The organism is Nereida sp. MMG025, from assembly GCF_021654165.1.
GTDB lineage: Bacteria > Pseudomonadota > Alphaproteobacteria > Rhodobacterales > Rhodobacteraceae > Nereida.
Genome location: NZ_JAKFZN010000008.1, coordinates 22,323 through 37,625, shown reverse-complemented (window position 1 = coordinate 37,625; position 15,303 = coordinate 22,323). Strand labels below are relative to the sequence as shown.

Below are 15,303 nucleotides of genomic sequence, written 5' to 3'. Positions count from 1 at the left end.
CCTGACGCCCCTTACAGACCGTAACGCGCCGTGTCAGGGGTGCCGTCCAGCCCGATCCGCGCATAGGCGTCGATGTCTGCCATCAGCGCGCTGTCACCGCCCACCCGCAGCGCCGCGTCACGCGTGCGTGTGATCACTTCAAAACTGTCGCGCCCGTCACGCGCAATCTCGCGGAAGGCAGTCTCGATCAAGGCCTCATGTGTCACCAATCCCGCCCAAATACGGTCAAACAAAACCTCGTCGGCGCCCTCAACCTGCTTGAACGCACCCCACAACAGACGCTCCAAACGGTTGATCACCTCAACGGCTGTGCCGGGATCATTGATACCGGGCGACAGCGCCTTTTGCGCACTTTCGCGCAGCGCCTGCACCGCATACCGCGGGTCTTGCTCATAGGATCGCACCGGCCCCAGAACAATCGCATCCACGAAATCGGCAACCTCATCACAGCCCGTGATATAACCCAACGGATCGCCTGCCAAAACATGCTGGCCCGGCAACACATCCAGCACCACCTGCGCCGCGCGGGCCTCTGCACAGTCTTGCAAATCCGACAGCAAAAACCGCAGCACATAACCCGATGCAGGCGCAACCAACGTGGTCTTGTCGCCTGCCCCTGCATGATCTTCGCGTGCGCGGCACCCCATGCGCCGATGCTTGCGCCAGGGCTTTAGCACTTCACGCGCGGCCTCTTCGGCGCGGTCCAGCGCATAATCGAGGCTGCTGATATGCGACAACCGCCCGATCCAGCGCACCAGCGACACCACAATCGTCACCACCACCAGCACGGTTGAGCCGAACACAACCACCGCCGCGCTGTCGTTATAATAGCCCGCGCGGAACAGGATGATCGCGCTTAGCGCATAGACAAACGCGCCGATAAATGTGGCCAACACAGACTGGGTCGAGGTATCCTCGACCAAAAGCTGATGAATACGGGGCGTTGATTGCGCCGCCAATGTCCGATGCGACGACACCATAATCCCAAGCGAAAATGTCGCCACCGCCAACATGCTGCTGGCCAGCACATTCAGCACCGGCAATGTGGCTTCGGCCGAAAATCTGTTTTTCGACATCTCGGGGATAAGCGGGTCCAGCACATTGGCAGACAGCGCCGCCAAAATGGATAGCACGGCAATCATCGCCACGCGCACCCATAAAATGCGGCTCGTGCGGCGGAACCACTGCCAACTTTGCATCAGGCTCAGGTGGGACAGATCAAAATTCATGCCCCCGTCATATCTTTTTGCCAGCCATGCAACCAGACCAAACCGTCTTTCTGGGGAACCCCTTTTGGCCTCGCGCGTTGGTTCCCCAGATTTCAAAGGCCGAAAGGACACAGCCATGAGCATTTCAAATGGCGATACCGTCGAATGGGATTGGGGCAATGGCACAGGCTCTGGCACTGTGCAAAAAACCTATACCCAGAAAATCACCAAGACCATCAAAGGCACCGAAGTGACCCGCGATGCCAGCAAGGATGAACCCGCCTTTCTGATTGAACAGGATGACGGGGACGAGGTCCTCAAAAGCTGCACAGAGCTGCGCAAAACCTGATAATCCAGCAAGGTTAGAGACGCATGTCGAAGAATCATCACGCTCACAGCCCCCATCACATCCCGCCGCGCGGGATCTGGCAGGTTACCAAACGTGTTGTGCGCCGTCAGGGCAGCACGCGCTTGGGGCTGATGGCCGCTGGCATCGCCTTTTACGGCCTTCTGTCGCTCTTTCCGGGCATCACCGCCGCCGTTGCCGTAGCGGGGATCGTCTTTGATGCAGACGTTCTGCGCACCCAGTCTGAAAACCTCACCGCTCTTTTGCCCAACAGCGCCCAGGACATCGTGCTTGGTCAGCTGCGCGAGGTGCTTTCGGCTGACAGCACATCGCTTGGATTTGCCGCTCTCTTTGCGATTGCCTTGGCGCTCTATTCCGCCTCCAAGGTCAACGCCAGCTTCATCGATGGGCTCAATGCCGTCTATGAGGAAGAAGAAACGCGCAGTCTGATCGCCACCACCGCGCTCAAGGTGGCGCTGACCTTCGGGCTGATCATTGGCTTTGTCACGGCGATCACAGTGGCCATCGCCCTGCCCGCCTTTGCCGCCTATTTCGACTTCATCGGCTTTGAACAGGTCATTACACTGCTGCGCTGGCCCCTTCTGTTGCTTGTCGCCGCCATCGGTCTGGCCGTCCTTTACCGCTTCGCCCCCGATCGCCGCGCCGCCAAATGGCGCTGGCTGACGCCGGGTGCGCTGGCGGCCTGTGTTCTTTGGGTCGCGGCCAGCTTTGGCTTCAGTTTCTACGTGCAGTCCTTTGGCACCTATAACGAAACCTTCGGCACCCTTGGTGGCGTGATTGTGCTGCTGACTTGGATGTGGCTTTCGGCCTTCATCATTCTGCTCGGTGCCCTACTGGACGCAGAGCTAGAGGCACAAACCGCCCATGACAGCACCGTTGGCCCCGACCGCCCCGTGGGCGAACGCGGCGCGGTCAAGGCCGACACCACCCCGCAGACCGAAACAGCTTAACCCCCAAACCATCACAAGGACATCTTATGGATATCATCCGCATCATCATCGCCATCATCTTGCCGCCTGTCGGCGTTTTTCTCGAAGTGGGTCTGACAAAACACTTCTGGTTCAACATCTTGCTGACTATTTTGGGCTATATCCCGGGGATTGTTCATGCCGTCTACATCATTGCTCGCCGCTGATCGCGCCCGCCGCCTGTCGCGCCTCGAAGGGCTGGCAGATCGTCTGGACAGCCGTTTTCGGCTGCCCGGCACCTCCATCCGCTTTGGATGGGACTCGCTTTTGGGGCTCATCCCCGTGGTGGGCGATCTGGCCACGACAGTGCCGGCGGCCGTGTTCTTGCTGGAAGGCTGGCGCATGGGCGCACGCAAACGCACGCTTGCACGTATGGGGGCCAACAGTCTGATCGACCTCACGCTCGGCGGCATTCCCATTCTGGGCGATATCTTCGACGTCGCCTTCAAAGCCAACCGCCGCAACCTTGCCATCCTCACGTCTGATATGGCGCGGCACATTTAATCACACAGGGCTGGTTCCATGCACCACCACACAACCGATCCAACATTCCTGCGGATCTGCGCCATCATCGGTGCGCTTGGCGTGCTGGCGATGCTTGCGGGCAATGTGATCGGTACCATCGTCGTGCCGGGCCACGACCCGATGGCCGACACCATCAGCGATCTGGCCGCGGGGCGTTACGAGATTATTCAGGACATCGCCCTCTATGGCTATGCCGCGGGCTTTTTTGCGCTGGCCCTCGGCCTGTCCAACATCCACACGCGTGATCGCCGCTGGACCCTCGGCATCTTCGCCATCGCGCTGATGGCCGCCTGCCTGACAGTTATCGGCGCGCGCAACGAATACGGCGATGGCGACAGCAGCGGTGTCGTCATTCACATTTACCTTGTCTACGCGCTTGGCGCCCTGCTCGTCATCGCGCCCTTCGCCTTGGCCAGCGGCCTGTCGCGCATCGCGCGGGGCTACGGCATCGCAGCGCGCGCCTTTGGTGTCGCGTGGATCTTCGCGGCACCTGTATTTTTCGTGCTGCCCACGCAATACGATGGCGGATATGAGCGCGCCTTGGGCGTTTTGGCCTCGCTTTGGGTGCTCAGTCTGGCCCACGCGCTCTGGACTTGCGCGGGCAAACACGGTTAATTCGCGCTAGTAGCAGCGCATATTGCGCCCACCACATCTAGTTTTTCCTTGCACGAATCTCTGCTTGTGTTCAATAGTCACGAAAAACAACGCTTTAACGCATCTTTCCGTGACTACAAAAACACCAGTCACCCCCGATGCCACAAGCATAATACGGCAGTGAACAGAGCAACGCAGCATGGCGGACCCAAAACCAGAGCCTAATACGGCCAACAGAGACACATCGCAGGCAGGATTGAACACCTTCATCCGCCAGCACGCTGATGCGCTTGCCAATAACCTGCACGCGCAACGCGAAGGGCTGTTCCCCCCAAACGCTGCCAAAACCATGCGCAAATTCACCTCTGGCGAGGCTGCCACGCTTTTGGGCGTTAACGATTCCTACTTGCGCAAACTGCATCTGGACGGCAAAGGCCCCGAGCCAGAGGTCACATCTGGCAACAGACGGCTCTATTCGGCGGCCAATATCCTCGAATTACGCGTTCTTTTGGAAAAAACCGCCCGCAAACCGGGCGATTACCTGCCCGGGCGGCGCGACGGCGATCATATGCAGATCATCGGCGTGATGAACTTCAAGGGCGGATCGGGCAAAACCACCACCTCGGCCCATCTGGCCCAATGGCTTGCCCTGCAAGGCTACCGCGTTTTGGGCATCGACCTTGATCCCCAAGCCTCCTTTACCGCGCTGCACGGCGTTCAGCCCGAATTTGACCTGCCCTCTGGCGGCACGCTTTATGACGCGATCCGCTATGATGATCCCGCGCCCATCGCCTCTGTGATCCGCCAGACCTATATCCCCAATCTTGACCTCATTCCCGGCAATCTTGAGCTGATGGAATTTGAGCATGACACCCCCCGCGCGCTGGCCCAGGGCAACGCGGGATTGTTCTTCTTTCGGGTTAAAGAGGCTCTAAAACAGGTCGAAGACGACTATGATATCGTCGTCATTGATTGCCCCCCGCAACTGGGCTTTTTAACCATGTCTGCCCTGTCCGCGGCCACGGGCGTGCTGGTCACGATCCATCCCGAAATGCTTGATGTGATGTCGATGTCGCAATTCCTGCGCATGACCGCGGATCTGATGGATGTCATCGCAGACAGCGGCGCAGATATGTCGCACGACTGGATGCGCTATGTCCTCACACGGTTTGAGCCTCAGGACGCCCCGCAAAATCGCATCGTTGCCTTTTTGCGCACCATGTATGGCGATCATGTGCTCAATGCGCCGATGCTCAAATCGACCGCCATCTCTGATGCGGGGCTGACCAAACAAACACTCTACGAGGTTGAACGCGGCGCATTCACCCGCGCCACATATGACCGCGCGATGGAAAGCCTGAACGCGCTCAACAGCGAAGTTTCGACACTAATCCAGCAGACTTGGGGGCGCACATGAGTGATCAGAAGAAAAAACGCATGTCCCTTTTGGACAATCTTGCCGCGGCAGGTGCCGCCGCCCCTGCTCCTGGGACCGCCGCTGCGCAGCCTTCGGCCAGCCGCCCCCTGCGGGCCGCACGCGGTGCGGTCGACAGCCATGTCGTTTGGGATCTGGACCCCGATCTTATCGCCGACACCCGCATCGCTGACCGCCTTGATCCCACGGATGTGGCCGATCTGCGCGACTCGATTGAAGCCACGGGACAGACCGTGCCGATCCTTGTGCGCCGCGATCCTGCCCAGGCCGACCGGTTCTTGCTGGTCTATGGCCGCCGCCGTCTGGAAGCGGTGCGCAGTTCGTCTAAAGTCAATAAAATCAAAGCGTTAATCGCGCAGCTTGATGATGATGGCGCGGTTGAGGCCCAAGTGACCGAAAACATGGCCCGCCGTGATCTCAGCTATATCGAAAAGGCGCTTTTCGCCCATGAGCTGGTCGAAAGTGGCTTTGGCACACAGCAACGCGTGGCCGAGGTTCTGACCGTCTCGAAATCCTCGATCTCCATGGCGCTTGGCGTGATTGCCGCGCTTGGCGTCGATCTGGTCCGCGCTATTGGCCCTGCCCACGGCATCGGCCGCCCCAAATGGGAGGGGCTGGCCAAGGCCGTAGAGGCGACAGGCGCGCGCGTCGACGATCTGGCCCTTCAGGCCGAAGACATCCGCAGCAAGCTGACCTTTGATCAAAGCTTTGGCGATGCAAATGGGGCCTATACCGATCCGTCAGTGGCCACATTCGAGACTATTTCAGCCCAACTCGCCCCGAAGCAACCCGTAAAACCCAAGACATCCCCGTCCCGCAAGTCAGCGCGCACCGTAATGATCGCGCCCGATGTTGCGGGCCGCGTGACAAAATCCGCGCAAGGGGTCGAGATCAAGTTAGAGCAAGGCCCCTTCGCCGATTGGCTGGAAGATCAGGCGCAGGTCTTGCTGAGCGAACTTCACGACCGTTGGCAACAACGGCGGAAGACCTGAGCAATCGAGCAGTCACAAAGGAGGCACGACACCAGACAAAAAAGAAAAGGTCCCGCAAAGCTTTCGCCCCACGAGACCCCTGTATCTAGCACATTCAGGATAGGTGCGGCGCGCTCCCTTCGCAAGTCAAATGTGATTCGCGGACCCTGTTTTTTCGTCTTCGTGAAATATAAAAATGGATTATGTCCCCATAACGCCTTTCGGGCGCACCGTAGATACTGCCGTATTGGCACATCAAAAATGGACCGACACCCCCCTGCCCCCCGAGGGCGTGAACAAATGGGAGGTGTTGCGCGAATTGACCGTCGCCCGCCGCGCCTTTGAGGTGTCGGACCGCGAATTGGCCGTGCTTCAGGCGCTGCTGAGCTTTCATCCCGAGACGATCTTGGGCGGGAATAGTGCCGATCTTTTGGTTTTTCCGTCCAATGCTGCGATTTGTGAGCGGCTGAATGGTATGGCCTGTTCGACCATGCGCCGTCATCTGGCGGGTTTGGTGCGCGCGGGCCTTCTGATCCGCCGCGACAGCCCCAATGGAAAGCGCTATGTGCGCCGTTTCGGGGATGACCGGCAGGCCTTCGGGTTTGACCTGACGCCGCTGGTGGTCCGTTTTGCCGAGATTTGCGAACATGCCGAAGCACAACGCGCCCAAGAAGAGCAGTTCGCCCGTCTCAGACGCTCTGTGAGCCTTATGCGGCGCGATCTGGCGGGGTTGGCTGCCTATGGCGCAGAAACGCGCCCAGAGGCGGGTTTCTGGGCCGATTTGCTGGCGTTGAGCGCCGCGGTCGCCAGAGATCTTCGCAGAAAGCTGGAATTGGCCGATTTGCGGAATATGACAGCGCAGTTGGAGCATGCACTTGATACGGCGCGGGATGTTCTGGATGGTGTTAAATCATCAAATACGAGCACCAAAGATGCTAAAAATGAGCACCACCATCAGAATTCAAATAAAGACCCTAATGATCTTGAACCTTGCTTAGAACAAGCAAAGGGCAATGGCAGTTCTTCTGAAGAACCCGATGTGCCGATTGATGAGAGATTGCCGAATATTCCCATAGGGTTGGTGTTGGCCGTGTGTGCGGAAATCCAAACCTATGCGGACAGGCCGATACGGCATTGGCATGATTTGGTCCGTGTTGCCGAAACGGTGCGGCCGATGATGGGGATTTCGCCGGATGCTTGGCAAAATGCCTGTGAAGCGATGGGGCCTGAGGAAGCGGCGGTGGTCGTGGTGGCGATGTTGCAGCGGTTTGAGGAGATCAAATCGCCTGGTGGATATTTGCGGCATCTGACCCAGAAGGCGGAGCAGGGAGCGTTTTCGTGCGGGCCGATGGTTATGGCGTTGATGCGGCGGGATAAGGCTGCGTGAGCTGTTCACAGCTGTGAACTTTTGCCAACCCCGCGCCAAATGCCATCCGCGTCATGCCAGTGTGGTTCACAGCTGTGAACACTTGGTAAACGCACCGCGCGGTGCCTAAACGGAAAGGCGATAATATGCGTGTAACGCGCGCAGCCAATCGCGGCTTGGCATGTCATCGACCTGAAGCTGTGGCGCATCAGCGAGGTCTTGGGACGTGATATCAAGCACCACATGGGTGGCCTGTTGGGCGAAATGGCGAAACTTCTGTGCAGGGACCACATGGCGTTGCGTGCGCAGCTGGCTTTTGGTGCTGAGCACTAGAAATTGGATCGATAGATCGTCTTTGGACAGGATGAAATCGGAGATCCAGCCAAGCTGCCCGTCTTTGCCATACACGTCCATGCCGCGCAGCGCGGAAAAGCGGTGATGGCGTGCGGTGTCAATCTCGTCAACATCGGGGGCGTCGGTGGTGGGGGAGATGGCAGCGGCCATCATAAGAGGCGACAGCGTGTTGCCGAAGGGCCCAACAATGATCGGGGGCAGTTTGTCCAAAAAGACCTGAGCCAAATCGGTAAACTTGGGTGCTGCGGCGATGTCGGCCAAATCAGCGCCAAGTGTGATGTGTTGCGCAGCATGGTCTGCTGATTGAATATGCGTGCTGGACATCAGCGCAAGCTGGTCGTCCTGCCACGGCGATATGTCGATCAGCAGATAGGCAAGGCGCTGATCGGGCATGCAGATGACGCTGTCCTGAACAGGGAAATCCGTGGTTTCGATGCGGGCGGTGTAGTTTGGTAGAGTGCTTAGAAAAACGGTCATTTTGATCCTCCGTTAACCAACGCAGAAAAAGCGAGAGAGTTCCGGAACCAAACCGCTGGCGTGGCGTTATTTTGGCAAGAAACCACAAAGGAGAGTTGTTATGGAAAGCGGAGTATTCATTGCAGGTCTCGCGTTGGTGACACTTGTTGTCGTTTTGATCCTTGCGATCACCTCGAAGCGAAAGGTCGAAGACCGACGCGAAGATGAGCGTAAACGAAAATCGAGCCTTGCAGCTGATGGCGACCGCCACAAAGCGCAGACCGATTAAGACCAAAGAGGCGTCCCATGTTTGGGGCGTCTTTTTTTATGACGTTCTTTAGAAAAACAATGTGGCGTAGGCGGTGATCGGGATGATCGCAGCCAGTGGAATGACGCATAGCCCAACGACCAGGATCGCGCCATCGCGTGCCAGCAGACCGATGCTGATCAGCGATACGGCGCCGCCCATGAGACTGGAGGCGAGGGGGACAATCTCCATCGTCGGGATGACAAGGCCACAGGTGGCGCAGATGCCATAGATCAGCCGGGTTGTAGGGGGTGTGACCAGATAGGCCAGCCGCGGTTGGGTTTTGCGGTCCAGAAAACCAGCGGCGCGTCTGAGGGATGAAAAGGGGCTTTTCGTGGCTTTGGATTTTACTTTGACGTTGATCAGCCATCTGGGCATCCAGATGCGGCTGCGTCCCATTGCGCCCTGCACAGCGATGGCGAAAATCAGCAAGCCGATGGTGGATGAAAACAGCGGGATGCCGCTGAGCGGGCTGACCAGAAAGAGCGAAACGGCCAAAAGCAGCGCCGAGATGGAGGCGGTGCCGAAATCATCGAGGATGTCGCGCAGACATGTTTCGGTTTCGGTTGTCGCGTCTTCGAGCGTTTCGACGATTTCGGAGACGGGCGCATCGGTGCTTTTGGGGGGCGGGGTGTGTGTCATGGGGACACCGCCAAGTGCTTTGCCATGAAAAAATTGTTTTTTGTCAGGGGTTTAGCATATATCGCGGGGGGCTTTTCGGGCTGGCCTGCGGTGCGCGCACCTGTATTGGGCGGGGTTTTGGCGGTGCATATGGCGCGGGCACGGTGGATCATAAGGGTGTAACGCGCGGGTGGGCTGATCGGTTGCACGAAAAAACCGCCCCACGGCTGGCGCGGAGCGGTTTCATGCTGTTGGGGGTGGTGTCAGGAGATTTTCTTCATCCACTGATCCACTTCATCGCGGACTTCTTCTTTGGTCTTGCCGTATTTTTCTTGCAAGATCCCTTCGAGCGTGTCGCGGTCGCCTTCGGCGCGGTCGATGTCGTCATCTGTCAGCTCGGCCCATTCGGATTTGGCGTCGCCTTTCATTTGTTTCCATTTGCCTTGGATGGTGTCCCAATTCATAGCCATGTCCTTTCCATTTGCGTCTGTTGATCAACGCGGGGCAGGGGGCATTGTTCCGCGGGCTAGACCATTTCTTCGGGCACGCCTGGCAGGTTGATGCCAAAGCGTTGGGCCGGTTTTGGATCGTGGGGCACGATAAAGGCGCTGCGGTCCTGGGGGGCGGTGGCGGCGTTTGCGTGGGCGATGCGGTGCCACGCGGCGGCCTGATCGGGGCCGCTGAGCAGATCACGGGGCACATCGCTGCGCAGCCAGTGCGAAATGCAGCGGCGTTTGAGTTGTGCGACAAGGGCGGTGTCATCAAGGCGGACGCCTGCTTCGGTGTCCCAGTTCATGCTGCGCCCGTTGAGATTGCCAGAGGAGACGATGGCGGATGTGTTGTCAAAGATCATCACCTTGGAATGGACATAGACGATGGGTGCGCCGTGCAGGGTGCTGCGGTCGTCATGGGTGGCGCGGCGCGGCTGCACGGGCGAGCCGAGGAACAGGCGGGGGCCAAAGGCGGCCGAAAGACGCTTGAGGCACTGGGCCTGCATATATTCGCCGTAGCGGGCATCTGCGCGCTCAGAGCCGCCAAAGGCGACGTCTTCGGGGGCACCGGGCAGGATGACGGCCAAAGACAGCTGTGGGGTGCGTTTTGCGGCGCGGACAAGCGCATCGGTCAGGTCGGGGTCGCGGAGAAACTGGGTTTCGCAGTAGATGCCGCTTTGCGCGGTGCGGATACCATCGAGATGGGCGCGGCGCAGGCTGCGCTCGATGGGTAGGGCTGACAGTGACATCGCCCCGCTGCGCGGCTTGGAGAGCGTGCGCAGGAAGGGCAGGGGCGCGGGATCGGGGGTGAGCGCGCCTGTCGTGGCCTTTGGCGCCTCCAGCAGGTGTTTGAGGGCTGTGGCGGCCAATTCCTTGTTGTCGATCATCAGTTGCACGTCGTGCCAGGTCTGGGCGGCGTCGCGTGCGTGTTTGAGACCGTCATAGCGGCGGTCGTTGGTGTCCAGACCGCCGATGTAGGTCAGATGATCGTCGATCACGGCAAGCTTTTGGTGGTGGCTGGTGGGGTGCAAATGGCCTGTGGCCAAAGCACGGGCCTGCGCGGTGCCGTCCTTGATGGTCAGTAGCGGCACAAGGTTGGGGTGTTCGGTTATGAAACGGCGCTGCGCGTGATCGGGCAGATCGTTGAAATAGGCGGCTTGTTTGCGCACCTCGGCCCGTGACCTGGGCCAAAGGAGGGCGCTGATCACCCCACCTGTCTGCGCGCCGTGGGCGTGGGTCTGCACGGTCAGCTTGTCGGGGTGTTTGGTCACTTCGGCCAAAAGAGCGCCGTGGCGTTTGGTGCGCCACGCGGTGCGGTGCCATGTGGGGCGCACGATGGCGTCGAAATCTGACACGATCAGGTGAATTTGCACACCTTCGTCCAGCTTGTGCAGCAGCAGATCAAACCATGTGGTGCCGATGGCCTTGGCGCGGTCGCTGCGCAATTTGGTTGTCATATCAAAGATATGAAATCCCATGGTGACGCGTGATTTTGCGTCCAGAACGGCAGCTTCAAAACAGGGGAAAGCCTGCTGCGCGGTCAACAGGATCTGGCAGGTGTCAGAGGTGATGGGCTGTGCCATGATCAATAGTCCTGTGCGTCGGGGCGGAATTCTTCGACTGTGAAGGTCACGGTGATGGTGTAGGTTCCGCCTTGGGTATCGGTGTCCAGCTGGCCATTGAGTTGGGTGGCAAAAGCCCGCATCAGCTGTGCGCCCAAACCTGTAGAGTTTTCTTCGTTTTCAACAGGGGTGGCCGGCAACGTATTGGCAATGACAAGCGTGGCCATGATCCCGTCGCTTGGCGCTGTGGTCTTGTCTTGCAGCGTGAGTTTGACAGTCAGCGTCGGGGTATCGCCGCCGATGTATTTCAGCGCATTGGTGATCGCTTCTGACAAAAGCATCGTCAGCGGGACGGCCTGATCGGGGAACACGATGACAGGGTCGAGATCAAGAATGGTGCGGATGGGCGTGCCGCTTTGGCCTGCGATTGAAACGGATTGTTCTGTCACCCGTTCGATCAGCGTGGCCGCGTTGATCTGGGTCAGGTTTTCGGCCTGATAGAGCAGGCGGTGCACACCTGACAGCCCCATGATGCGGTCCTGCACCTGAGACAGCGCCGTTTTGGTTTCAGCCGCATCTGCCTTGCGAATTTGCATGTTCATGATGGAGGAAATGATTTGCAGATTGTTTTTGACGCGGTGATGCACCTCTTTCAGCAGAACGGATTTTTCGCGCAGGCGGTCTTCTTGTTCGGCTTCGTCTTGCAGCACGGTTTCGGCCATGCGGCGGAAGTTTTCTTCAACCTCGCGCAGGTCGGAGTTGGCCGTGGTATCTGCGAGGGCAGGGGGGATGATCCTGTTGGTGGCGAAGGCATACATGGCGCGGTTGAGCACCTTGATGCGCGACAGAACAAACCTGTCCAGCACCACCCACGCCACAAACAGGCTGGCCAGCCACATCAAAACGGGCAGCGCCACTGTCCATAGCCGTTGATCGCGCGCCTCTGAGGCAAGACGCGCGGCGCGCCACGTGCCAAGCGCATAGACCACATCAGGCACAATCGGGACAACGGAATAGGCCAATGTGTCCCCTGCAATGCTGCGGGCCACAAAGGTGCGGGATTCGCCTGTGGCGATTGCCTTGAGGTCGGGGCTTAGGGGCAGGGTGCCGCGCGCTCGGTTGCGGCCATTTTCGGTGGACAAAAGCTGGCCATCTGCGTTGAAGGTCACAAGGCTGATGGGGTCGGCATCGCCCAAAAAGTCGGGGGTTTTGCCCACGTCTTTGAGCGGCAGAGAGATGGACACATAGCCCTGAAACTGGCCATCCTGAACATAGGGTTCATTGAGGATCATCACGCTTTGGCCAGACCCGGGCGCGTTGGTATTTACCTCGATGTTGCGGCGGGGATTGGCCATGAGGTCTGCAAAATTGGGGTAGCCCGAGAAATCCAGCACCTCGGTCGCGGTTGAGCACACAGACCGACCGCCTGCATCAATAAAGCCGACGAAGGCGTAGGTTTCGTTGACCTGTTGGAAGCGGTTCAGATAGCCGCGGCAACTTGCGGGATCGCCCGAGATCCAATCGATGGTTTCGCCAAGCGCCTTGGCCGCCCCGAAGGTGCGTTGGATCAGTTGCCTTTCGCCTGATGCGGCGGTTTCGGTGAGTGCAAGAAGCGATAATTGCGATCGATCTGCGGCTGTTTCGCGCAACTGCTGGTTTTGCAACAGGCTGACAACGCCCAGAGGCAAGAGCGCCAGCGTGAGGAAAAACAGAATTTGCGCAGTTAACCGATTGAACAGCCGAATGGGGCCTGTCATCGAAGTGTCCTGTCTTTACATCAAACCGTTTACGCGGTCGGCCACGACGGCCATTGTTGCACTATCTGTCAGCTCCATCGCTTCGTCGTCGCTGCTGTCCAGCAGTTCGGTCAGGCGTTTGCGGCCCCGATTGACGCGGCTTTTGATGGTGCCGACCTTGACGCCGCAGGTTTCGGCGGCTTCCTCATAAGAAAAGCCGGAGGCACCGACAAGCACAAGCGCTTCGCGTTGTTCATCGGGAAGCTGCGCGAAGGCTACGTTGAAGTCACGCATTTGCAGGCGGCCATCGTGATCGGGCTTTTGCGACAGCTGATCGGTGAACACACCGTCGATATCTGCCACCTCGCGCACGGCTTTGCGACGGTTGGAATAGAATGTGTTGCGCAGGATCGTGAAAAGCCAGGCGCGCATGTTGGTGCCGGCCTGAAATTTTTCGATGTTGGTCCATGCTTTGACCAGCGTGTCTTGCACCATATCGTCGGCGGTGGCCGAATTGCGGGTCAGCGACATTGCAAAGGCACGCATTGCGGGCAGGTGATCGACCAGCTCGTCGCGCGGATCGGTTTTATCCTGTGCGCTGCTCATTGTGTGGCACCGCCGCTGTCGTTGCCTTTGGATCCGTCTTGCGCCTTGAGTTGGGCCAGAAGATCTTTGAACCTGTCGGGGATCTCTTCTTTGATCACCTCGTCGTAGACCCTTTTCAGGTTCGCTTCGATCGGGTCATCGCCGTTGCTTTGGTGCTTCTTTGTCATCAGGATCCTTGCCTCGTCAGGATGAAAAAATAATTCTGTCGCGTGGAACCAAACGTGGATTGGCGCGTTTGGTTCCATAAAAAATGTAAAAGGACGGAAAAAAATGACAAACTCCCCCGATTTTACGGCAGCCGTAAGTGAGGTTTTGCCATATCTGCGCCGTTACGGGCGTGCTTTGACGGGTAATCAGACGTCAGGGGATCATTATGCGGCCGTTACTTTGGAAGCCGTTTTGAAAGACCGCGAGACGGTTGAAGCGGCCAGCAGCGTGCGTGTGGGGCTGTTCAAAGTGCTGCACACGATCTGGAGCACGACGGGCTCGCCCGTTGGCGACGGGGACACAGGGTTGCAGGCGCGTGCGCAGAAACTGCTTGGAAAACTGACGGAAAACACGCGCGAGGCGCTGTTGCTGAGCACGATCGAGGACTTTGGCACATCCGCTGTCGCCGAGATCATGGGGATTGAGGCGGGCGAGGCGGAGCATCTGTTGAATGTGGCCCGCGCGGAGATGGAAGACGCAATTTCAGGTTCGGTCATGATCATCGAGGATGAAGCGATTATTGCCATGGATCTGGAAAGCGTCGTGGCCGATATGGGCCACCGTGTGACGGGTGTGGCCCGCACGCGTGACGGCGCGGTTGATCTGGCCAAACGTGATGTGCCCGATCTGATTTTGGCCGATATCCAGCTGGCGGATAATTCATCGGGTATTGATGCGGTGAACGATATTCTGGCCGCCTTGGGCGAGCGCCCAGTCATTTTCATCACGGCCTTCCCTGAGCGTTTGCTGACAGGTGACAAGCCAGAACCTGCCTTCCTGATTTCAAAACCCTACCGCGAAGAGCAGGTGCGATCAGCGGTGAGCCAAGCGATGTTCTTTGCTTCAACCGAGACATTGCACGCGTAACAATCGCCAAAATAAAGACGTATTGAACGGCCCCCATGTGCGGGGCCGTTTTTATGTCTGCGCAATAAAAAACCCCGCCAGTCAAACTGGCGGGGAGGGAGGACGAACGTTTTGAGGGAGGAACGTTCAGGCAATTATTGTTTGGCGATGGCGCGCAGCATCCATGCGGCTTGTTCGTGGAAGGCCGAACGCTCGGTTGCCAGATCTTCTGTCACCACATCGCGGCGCCCTTCTGTCATTTCGACCAGTGCGTGCAGGCGGTGGGCGATGCGTTCGTGGTCGTCGGCCAGATCGTGGCACATGTCACCTGCCGAAAGCGGCTTGGTCTGATCTTCGATAACAGAGCGGTTCATGATATCCGAAAGCGACATGGGCGCCAGTTGGCCCAAGGCGCGGATGCGTTCTGCCAGCTCGTCTGCGGCGGCGAACATATCTTCGTATTGTTCTTCGGTCAGATTGTGGATCGAATAGAACAGCGGACCTTCGACGTTCCAGTGATAGGCGTGCGTTTTGAACAAGAGGCGATAGGTATCGGCCAGCACATCGGCAAGGCCATTTGCAATGGCTTTGACCTCGACCACGCCTGTTTCGACGGTGTTTGAGGATGGAACGACTTTGAGTGCGTCTGTCATAATGATCTCCTTTTATGTCTCGGAAAGCCA

Annotated in this window: 19 protein-coding genes; 10 read left to right on the top strand and 9 right to left on the bottom strand. The window is 58.4% G+C overall.

Annotation, left to right across the window (positions count from 1 at the left end):
* Positions 1–11: 11 nt before the first annotated feature.
* Entirely contained in the window at positions 12–1,229 is a 1,218-nt protein-coding gene (locus L1065_RS14025) for a DUF2254 domain-containing protein (protein ID WP_237096136.1), read from the bottom strand.
* A 115-nt stretch (positions 1,230–1,344) separates the two neighbouring features.
* On the opposite strand from L1065_RS14025, the gene L1065_RS14020 reads away from it, so the two are divergent.
* From L1065_RS14020 to repC, 8 genes are all read left to right on the top strand, one after another.
* A complete protein-coding gene (locus L1065_RS14020; protein ID WP_237096135.1) occupies positions 1,345–1,557 on the top strand; it encodes a DUF2945 domain-containing protein in 213 nt (70 codons plus the stop codon).
* A gap of 23 nt (positions 1,558–1,580) precedes the next feature.
* Positions 1,581–2,525, top strand: a complete 945-nt coding sequence (locus tag L1065_RS14015; RefSeq protein WP_237096134.1) for a YihY/virulence factor BrkB family protein — start codon at positions 1,581–1,583, stop codon at positions 2,523–2,525.
* Between the two features lie 26 nt (positions 2,526–2,551).
* The gene (locus L1065_RS14010; protein WP_237096133.1) at positions 2,552–2,710 is read left to right on the top strand and encodes a YqaE/Pmp3 family membrane protein; all 159 of its coding nucleotides are present in this window, start codon (positions 2,552–2,554) and stop codon (positions 2,708–2,710) included.
* Positions 2,682–3,047, top strand: coding sequence for a DUF4112 domain-containing protein (locus L1065_RS14005; protein WP_237096132.1), 366 nt, complete (start codon positions 2,682–2,684; stop codon positions 3,045–3,047). Before L1065_RS14010 ends, L1065_RS14005 begins: the two co-directional genes overlap by 29 nt.
* 18 nt (positions 3,048–3,065) lie before the next feature.
* Complete coding sequence (locus L1065_RS14000) at positions 3,066–3,683, top strand: DUF998 domain-containing protein (RefSeq protein ID WP_237096131.1); 618 nt, start codon at positions 3,066–3,068, stop codon at positions 3,681–3,683.
* Between the two features lie 178 nt (positions 3,684–3,861).
* Positions 3,862–5,079, top strand: a complete 1,218-nt coding sequence (gene repA / locus L1065_RS13995) for a plasmid partitioning protein RepA (protein WP_237096130.1) — start codon at positions 3,862–3,864, stop codon at positions 5,077–5,079.
* Positions 5,076–6,089: a plasmid partitioning protein RepB gene (repB, locus tag L1065_RS13990; RefSeq protein ID WP_237096129.1), complete on the top strand. Its 1,014-nt coding sequence runs from the start codon at positions 5,076–5,078 to the stop codon at positions 6,087–6,089. Before repA ends, repB begins: the two co-directional genes overlap by 4 nt.
* A 175-nt stretch (positions 6,090–6,264) precedes the next feature.
* Positions 6,265–7,455 carry a plasmid replication protein RepC gene (gene repC, locus L1065_RS13985; RefSeq protein ID WP_237096128.1) on the top strand — a complete coding sequence of 397 codons (1,191 nt, stop codon included), beginning with the start codon at positions 6,265–6,267 and terminating at the stop codon, positions 7,453–7,455.
* Between the two features lie 105 nt (positions 7,456–7,560).
* Here the strand turns inward: repC and L1065_RS13980 are convergent, their stop codons facing one another.
* Positions 7,561–8,265 (bottom strand): PRC-barrel domain-containing protein, encoded by a 705-nt coding sequence (locus L1065_RS13980; protein ID WP_237096127.1) that lies wholly within the window; start codon positions 8,263–8,265, stop codon positions 7,561–7,563.
* 100 nt (positions 8,266–8,365) lie between these two features.
* Here L1065_RS13980 and L1065_RS13975 point away from each other — a divergent pair, with 100 nt between their 5' ends.
* The gene (locus tag L1065_RS13975; RefSeq protein WP_237096126.1) at positions 8,366–8,533 is read left to right on the top strand and encodes a hypothetical protein; all 168 of its coding nucleotides are present in this window, start codon (positions 8,366–8,368) and stop codon (positions 8,531–8,533) included.
* 48 nt (positions 8,534–8,581) lie between these two features.
* Here the strand turns inward: L1065_RS13975 and L1065_RS13970 are convergent, their stop codons facing one another.
* The 6 genes from L1065_RS13970 to L1065_RS13945 form a co-directional block, all read right to left on the bottom strand.
* The gene (locus tag L1065_RS13970) at positions 8,582–9,193 is read right to left on the bottom strand and encodes an exopolysaccharide biosynthesis protein (RefSeq protein ID WP_237096125.1); all 612 of its coding nucleotides are present in this window, start codon (positions 9,191–9,193) and stop codon (positions 8,582–8,584) included.
* Between the two features lie 242 nt (positions 9,194–9,435).
* Positions 9,436–9,642 carry a CsbD family protein gene (locus L1065_RS13965; RefSeq protein WP_370641195.1) on the bottom strand — a complete coding sequence of 69 codons (207 nt, stop codon included), beginning with the start codon at positions 9,640–9,642 and terminating at the stop codon, positions 9,436–9,438.
* A gap of 56 nt (positions 9,643–9,698) precedes the next feature.
* On the bottom strand, positions 9,699–11,246 hold the full coding sequence (locus tag L1065_RS13960) for a phospholipase D-like domain-containing protein (RefSeq protein ID WP_237096124.1): 1,548 nt from the start codon (positions 11,244–11,246) through the stop codon (positions 9,699–9,701).
* A 2-nt stretch (positions 11,247–11,248) separates the two neighbouring features.
* Complete coding sequence (locus L1065_RS13955; protein WP_237096123.1) at positions 11,249–12,982, bottom strand: sensor histidine kinase; 1,734 nt, start codon at positions 12,980–12,982, stop codon at positions 11,249–11,251.
* A 15-nt stretch (positions 12,983–12,997) separates the two neighbouring features.
* Positions 12,998–13,567, bottom strand: coding sequence for an RNA polymerase sigma factor (locus tag L1065_RS13950; protein ID WP_237096122.1), 570 nt, complete (start codon positions 13,565–13,567; stop codon positions 12,998–13,000).
* Positions 13,564–13,734 (bottom strand): NepR family anti-sigma factor, encoded by a 171-nt coding sequence (locus tag L1065_RS13945; RefSeq protein ID WP_237096121.1) that lies wholly within the window; start codon positions 13,732–13,734, stop codon positions 13,564–13,566. The genes L1065_RS13950 and L1065_RS13945 overlap by 4 nt, the downstream gene beginning before the upstream one ends.
* Positions 13,735–13,837: 103 nt before the next feature.
* Here L1065_RS13945 and L1065_RS13940 point away from each other — a divergent pair, with 103 nt between their 5' ends.
* The gene (locus L1065_RS13940; RefSeq protein WP_237096120.1) at positions 13,838–14,641 is read left to right on the top strand and encodes a response regulator; all 804 of its coding nucleotides are present in this window, start codon (positions 13,838–13,840) and stop codon (positions 14,639–14,641) included.
* A 134-nt stretch (positions 14,642–14,775) separates the two neighbouring features.
* On the opposite strand, the gene L1065_RS13935 is transcribed toward L1065_RS13940, so the two are convergent.
* Positions 14,776–15,273, bottom strand: a complete 498-nt coding sequence (locus tag L1065_RS13935; protein ID WP_237096119.1) for a Dps family protein — start codon at positions 15,271–15,273, stop codon at positions 14,776–14,778.
* Between the last annotated feature and the right edge of the window lie 30 nt (positions 15,274–15,303).

Coding starts and splice junctions, on each gene's coding strand:
- repB (WP_237096129.1), top strand. CDS start 5,076: ATGAGTGATCAGAAGAAAAAACGCATGTCCCTTTTGGACAATCTTGCC.
- L1065_RS14025 (WP_237096136.1), bottom strand. CDS start 1,229: ATGAATTTTGATCTGTCCCACCTGAGCCTGATGCAAAGTTGGCAGTGG.
- L1065_RS14010 (WP_237096133.1), top strand. CDS start 2,552: ATGGATATCATCCGCATCATCATCGCCATCATCTTGCCGCCTGTCGGC.
- L1065_RS13980 (WP_237096127.1), bottom strand. CDS start 8,265: ATGACCGTTTTTCTAAGCACTCTACCAAACTACACCGCCCGCATCGAA.
- L1065_RS14015 (WP_237096134.1), top strand. CDS start 1,581: ATGTCGAAGAATCATCACGCTCACAGCCCCCATCACATCCCGCCGCGC.
- L1065_RS13965 (WP_370641195.1), bottom strand. CDS start 9,642: ATGGCTATGAATTGGGACACCATCCAAGGCAAATGGAAACAAATGAAA.
- L1065_RS13970 (WP_237096125.1), bottom strand. CDS start 9,193: ATGACACACACCCCGCCCCCCAAAAGCACCGATGCGCCCGTCTCCGAA.
- L1065_RS14005 (WP_237096132.1), top strand. CDS start 2,682: ATGCCGTCTACATCATTGCTCGCCGCTGATCGCGCCCGCCGCCTGTCG.
- L1065_RS13935 (WP_237096119.1), bottom strand. CDS start 15,273: ATGACAGACGCACTCAAAGTCGTTCCATCCTCAAACACCGTCGAAACA.
- L1065_RS13975 (WP_237096126.1), top strand. CDS start 8,366: ATGGAAAGCGGAGTATTCATTGCAGGTCTCGCGTTGGTGACACTTGTT.
- L1065_RS13955 (WP_237096123.1), bottom strand. CDS start 12,982: ATGACAGGCCCCATTCGGCTGTTCAATCGGTTAACTGCGCAAATTCTG.
- repA (WP_237096130.1), top strand. CDS start 3,862: ATGGCGGACCCAAAACCAGAGCCTAATACGGCCAACAGAGACACATCG.
- L1065_RS13950 (WP_237096122.1), bottom strand. CDS start 13,567: ATGAGCAGCGCACAGGATAAAACCGATCCGCGCGACGAGCTGGTCGAT.
- L1065_RS13945 (WP_237096121.1), bottom strand. CDS start 13,734: ATGACAAAGAAGCACCAAAGCAACGGCGATGACCCGATCGAAGCGAAC.
- repC (WP_237096128.1), top strand. CDS start 6,265: ATGGATTATGTCCCCATAACGCCTTTCGGGCGCACCGTAGATACTGCC.
- L1065_RS14020 (WP_237096135.1), top strand. CDS start 1,345: ATGAGCATTTCAAATGGCGATACCGTCGAATGGGATTGGGGCAATGGC.
- L1065_RS13960 (WP_237096124.1), bottom strand. CDS start 11,246: ATGGCACAGCCCATCACCTCTGACACCTGCCAGATCCTGTTGACCGCG.
- L1065_RS14000 (WP_237096131.1), top strand. CDS start 3,066: ATGCACCACCACACAACCGATCCAACATTCCTGCGGATCTGCGCCATC.
- L1065_RS13940 (WP_237096120.1), top strand. CDS start 13,838: ATGACAAACTCCCCCGATTTTACGGCAGCCGTAAGTGAGGTTTTGCCA.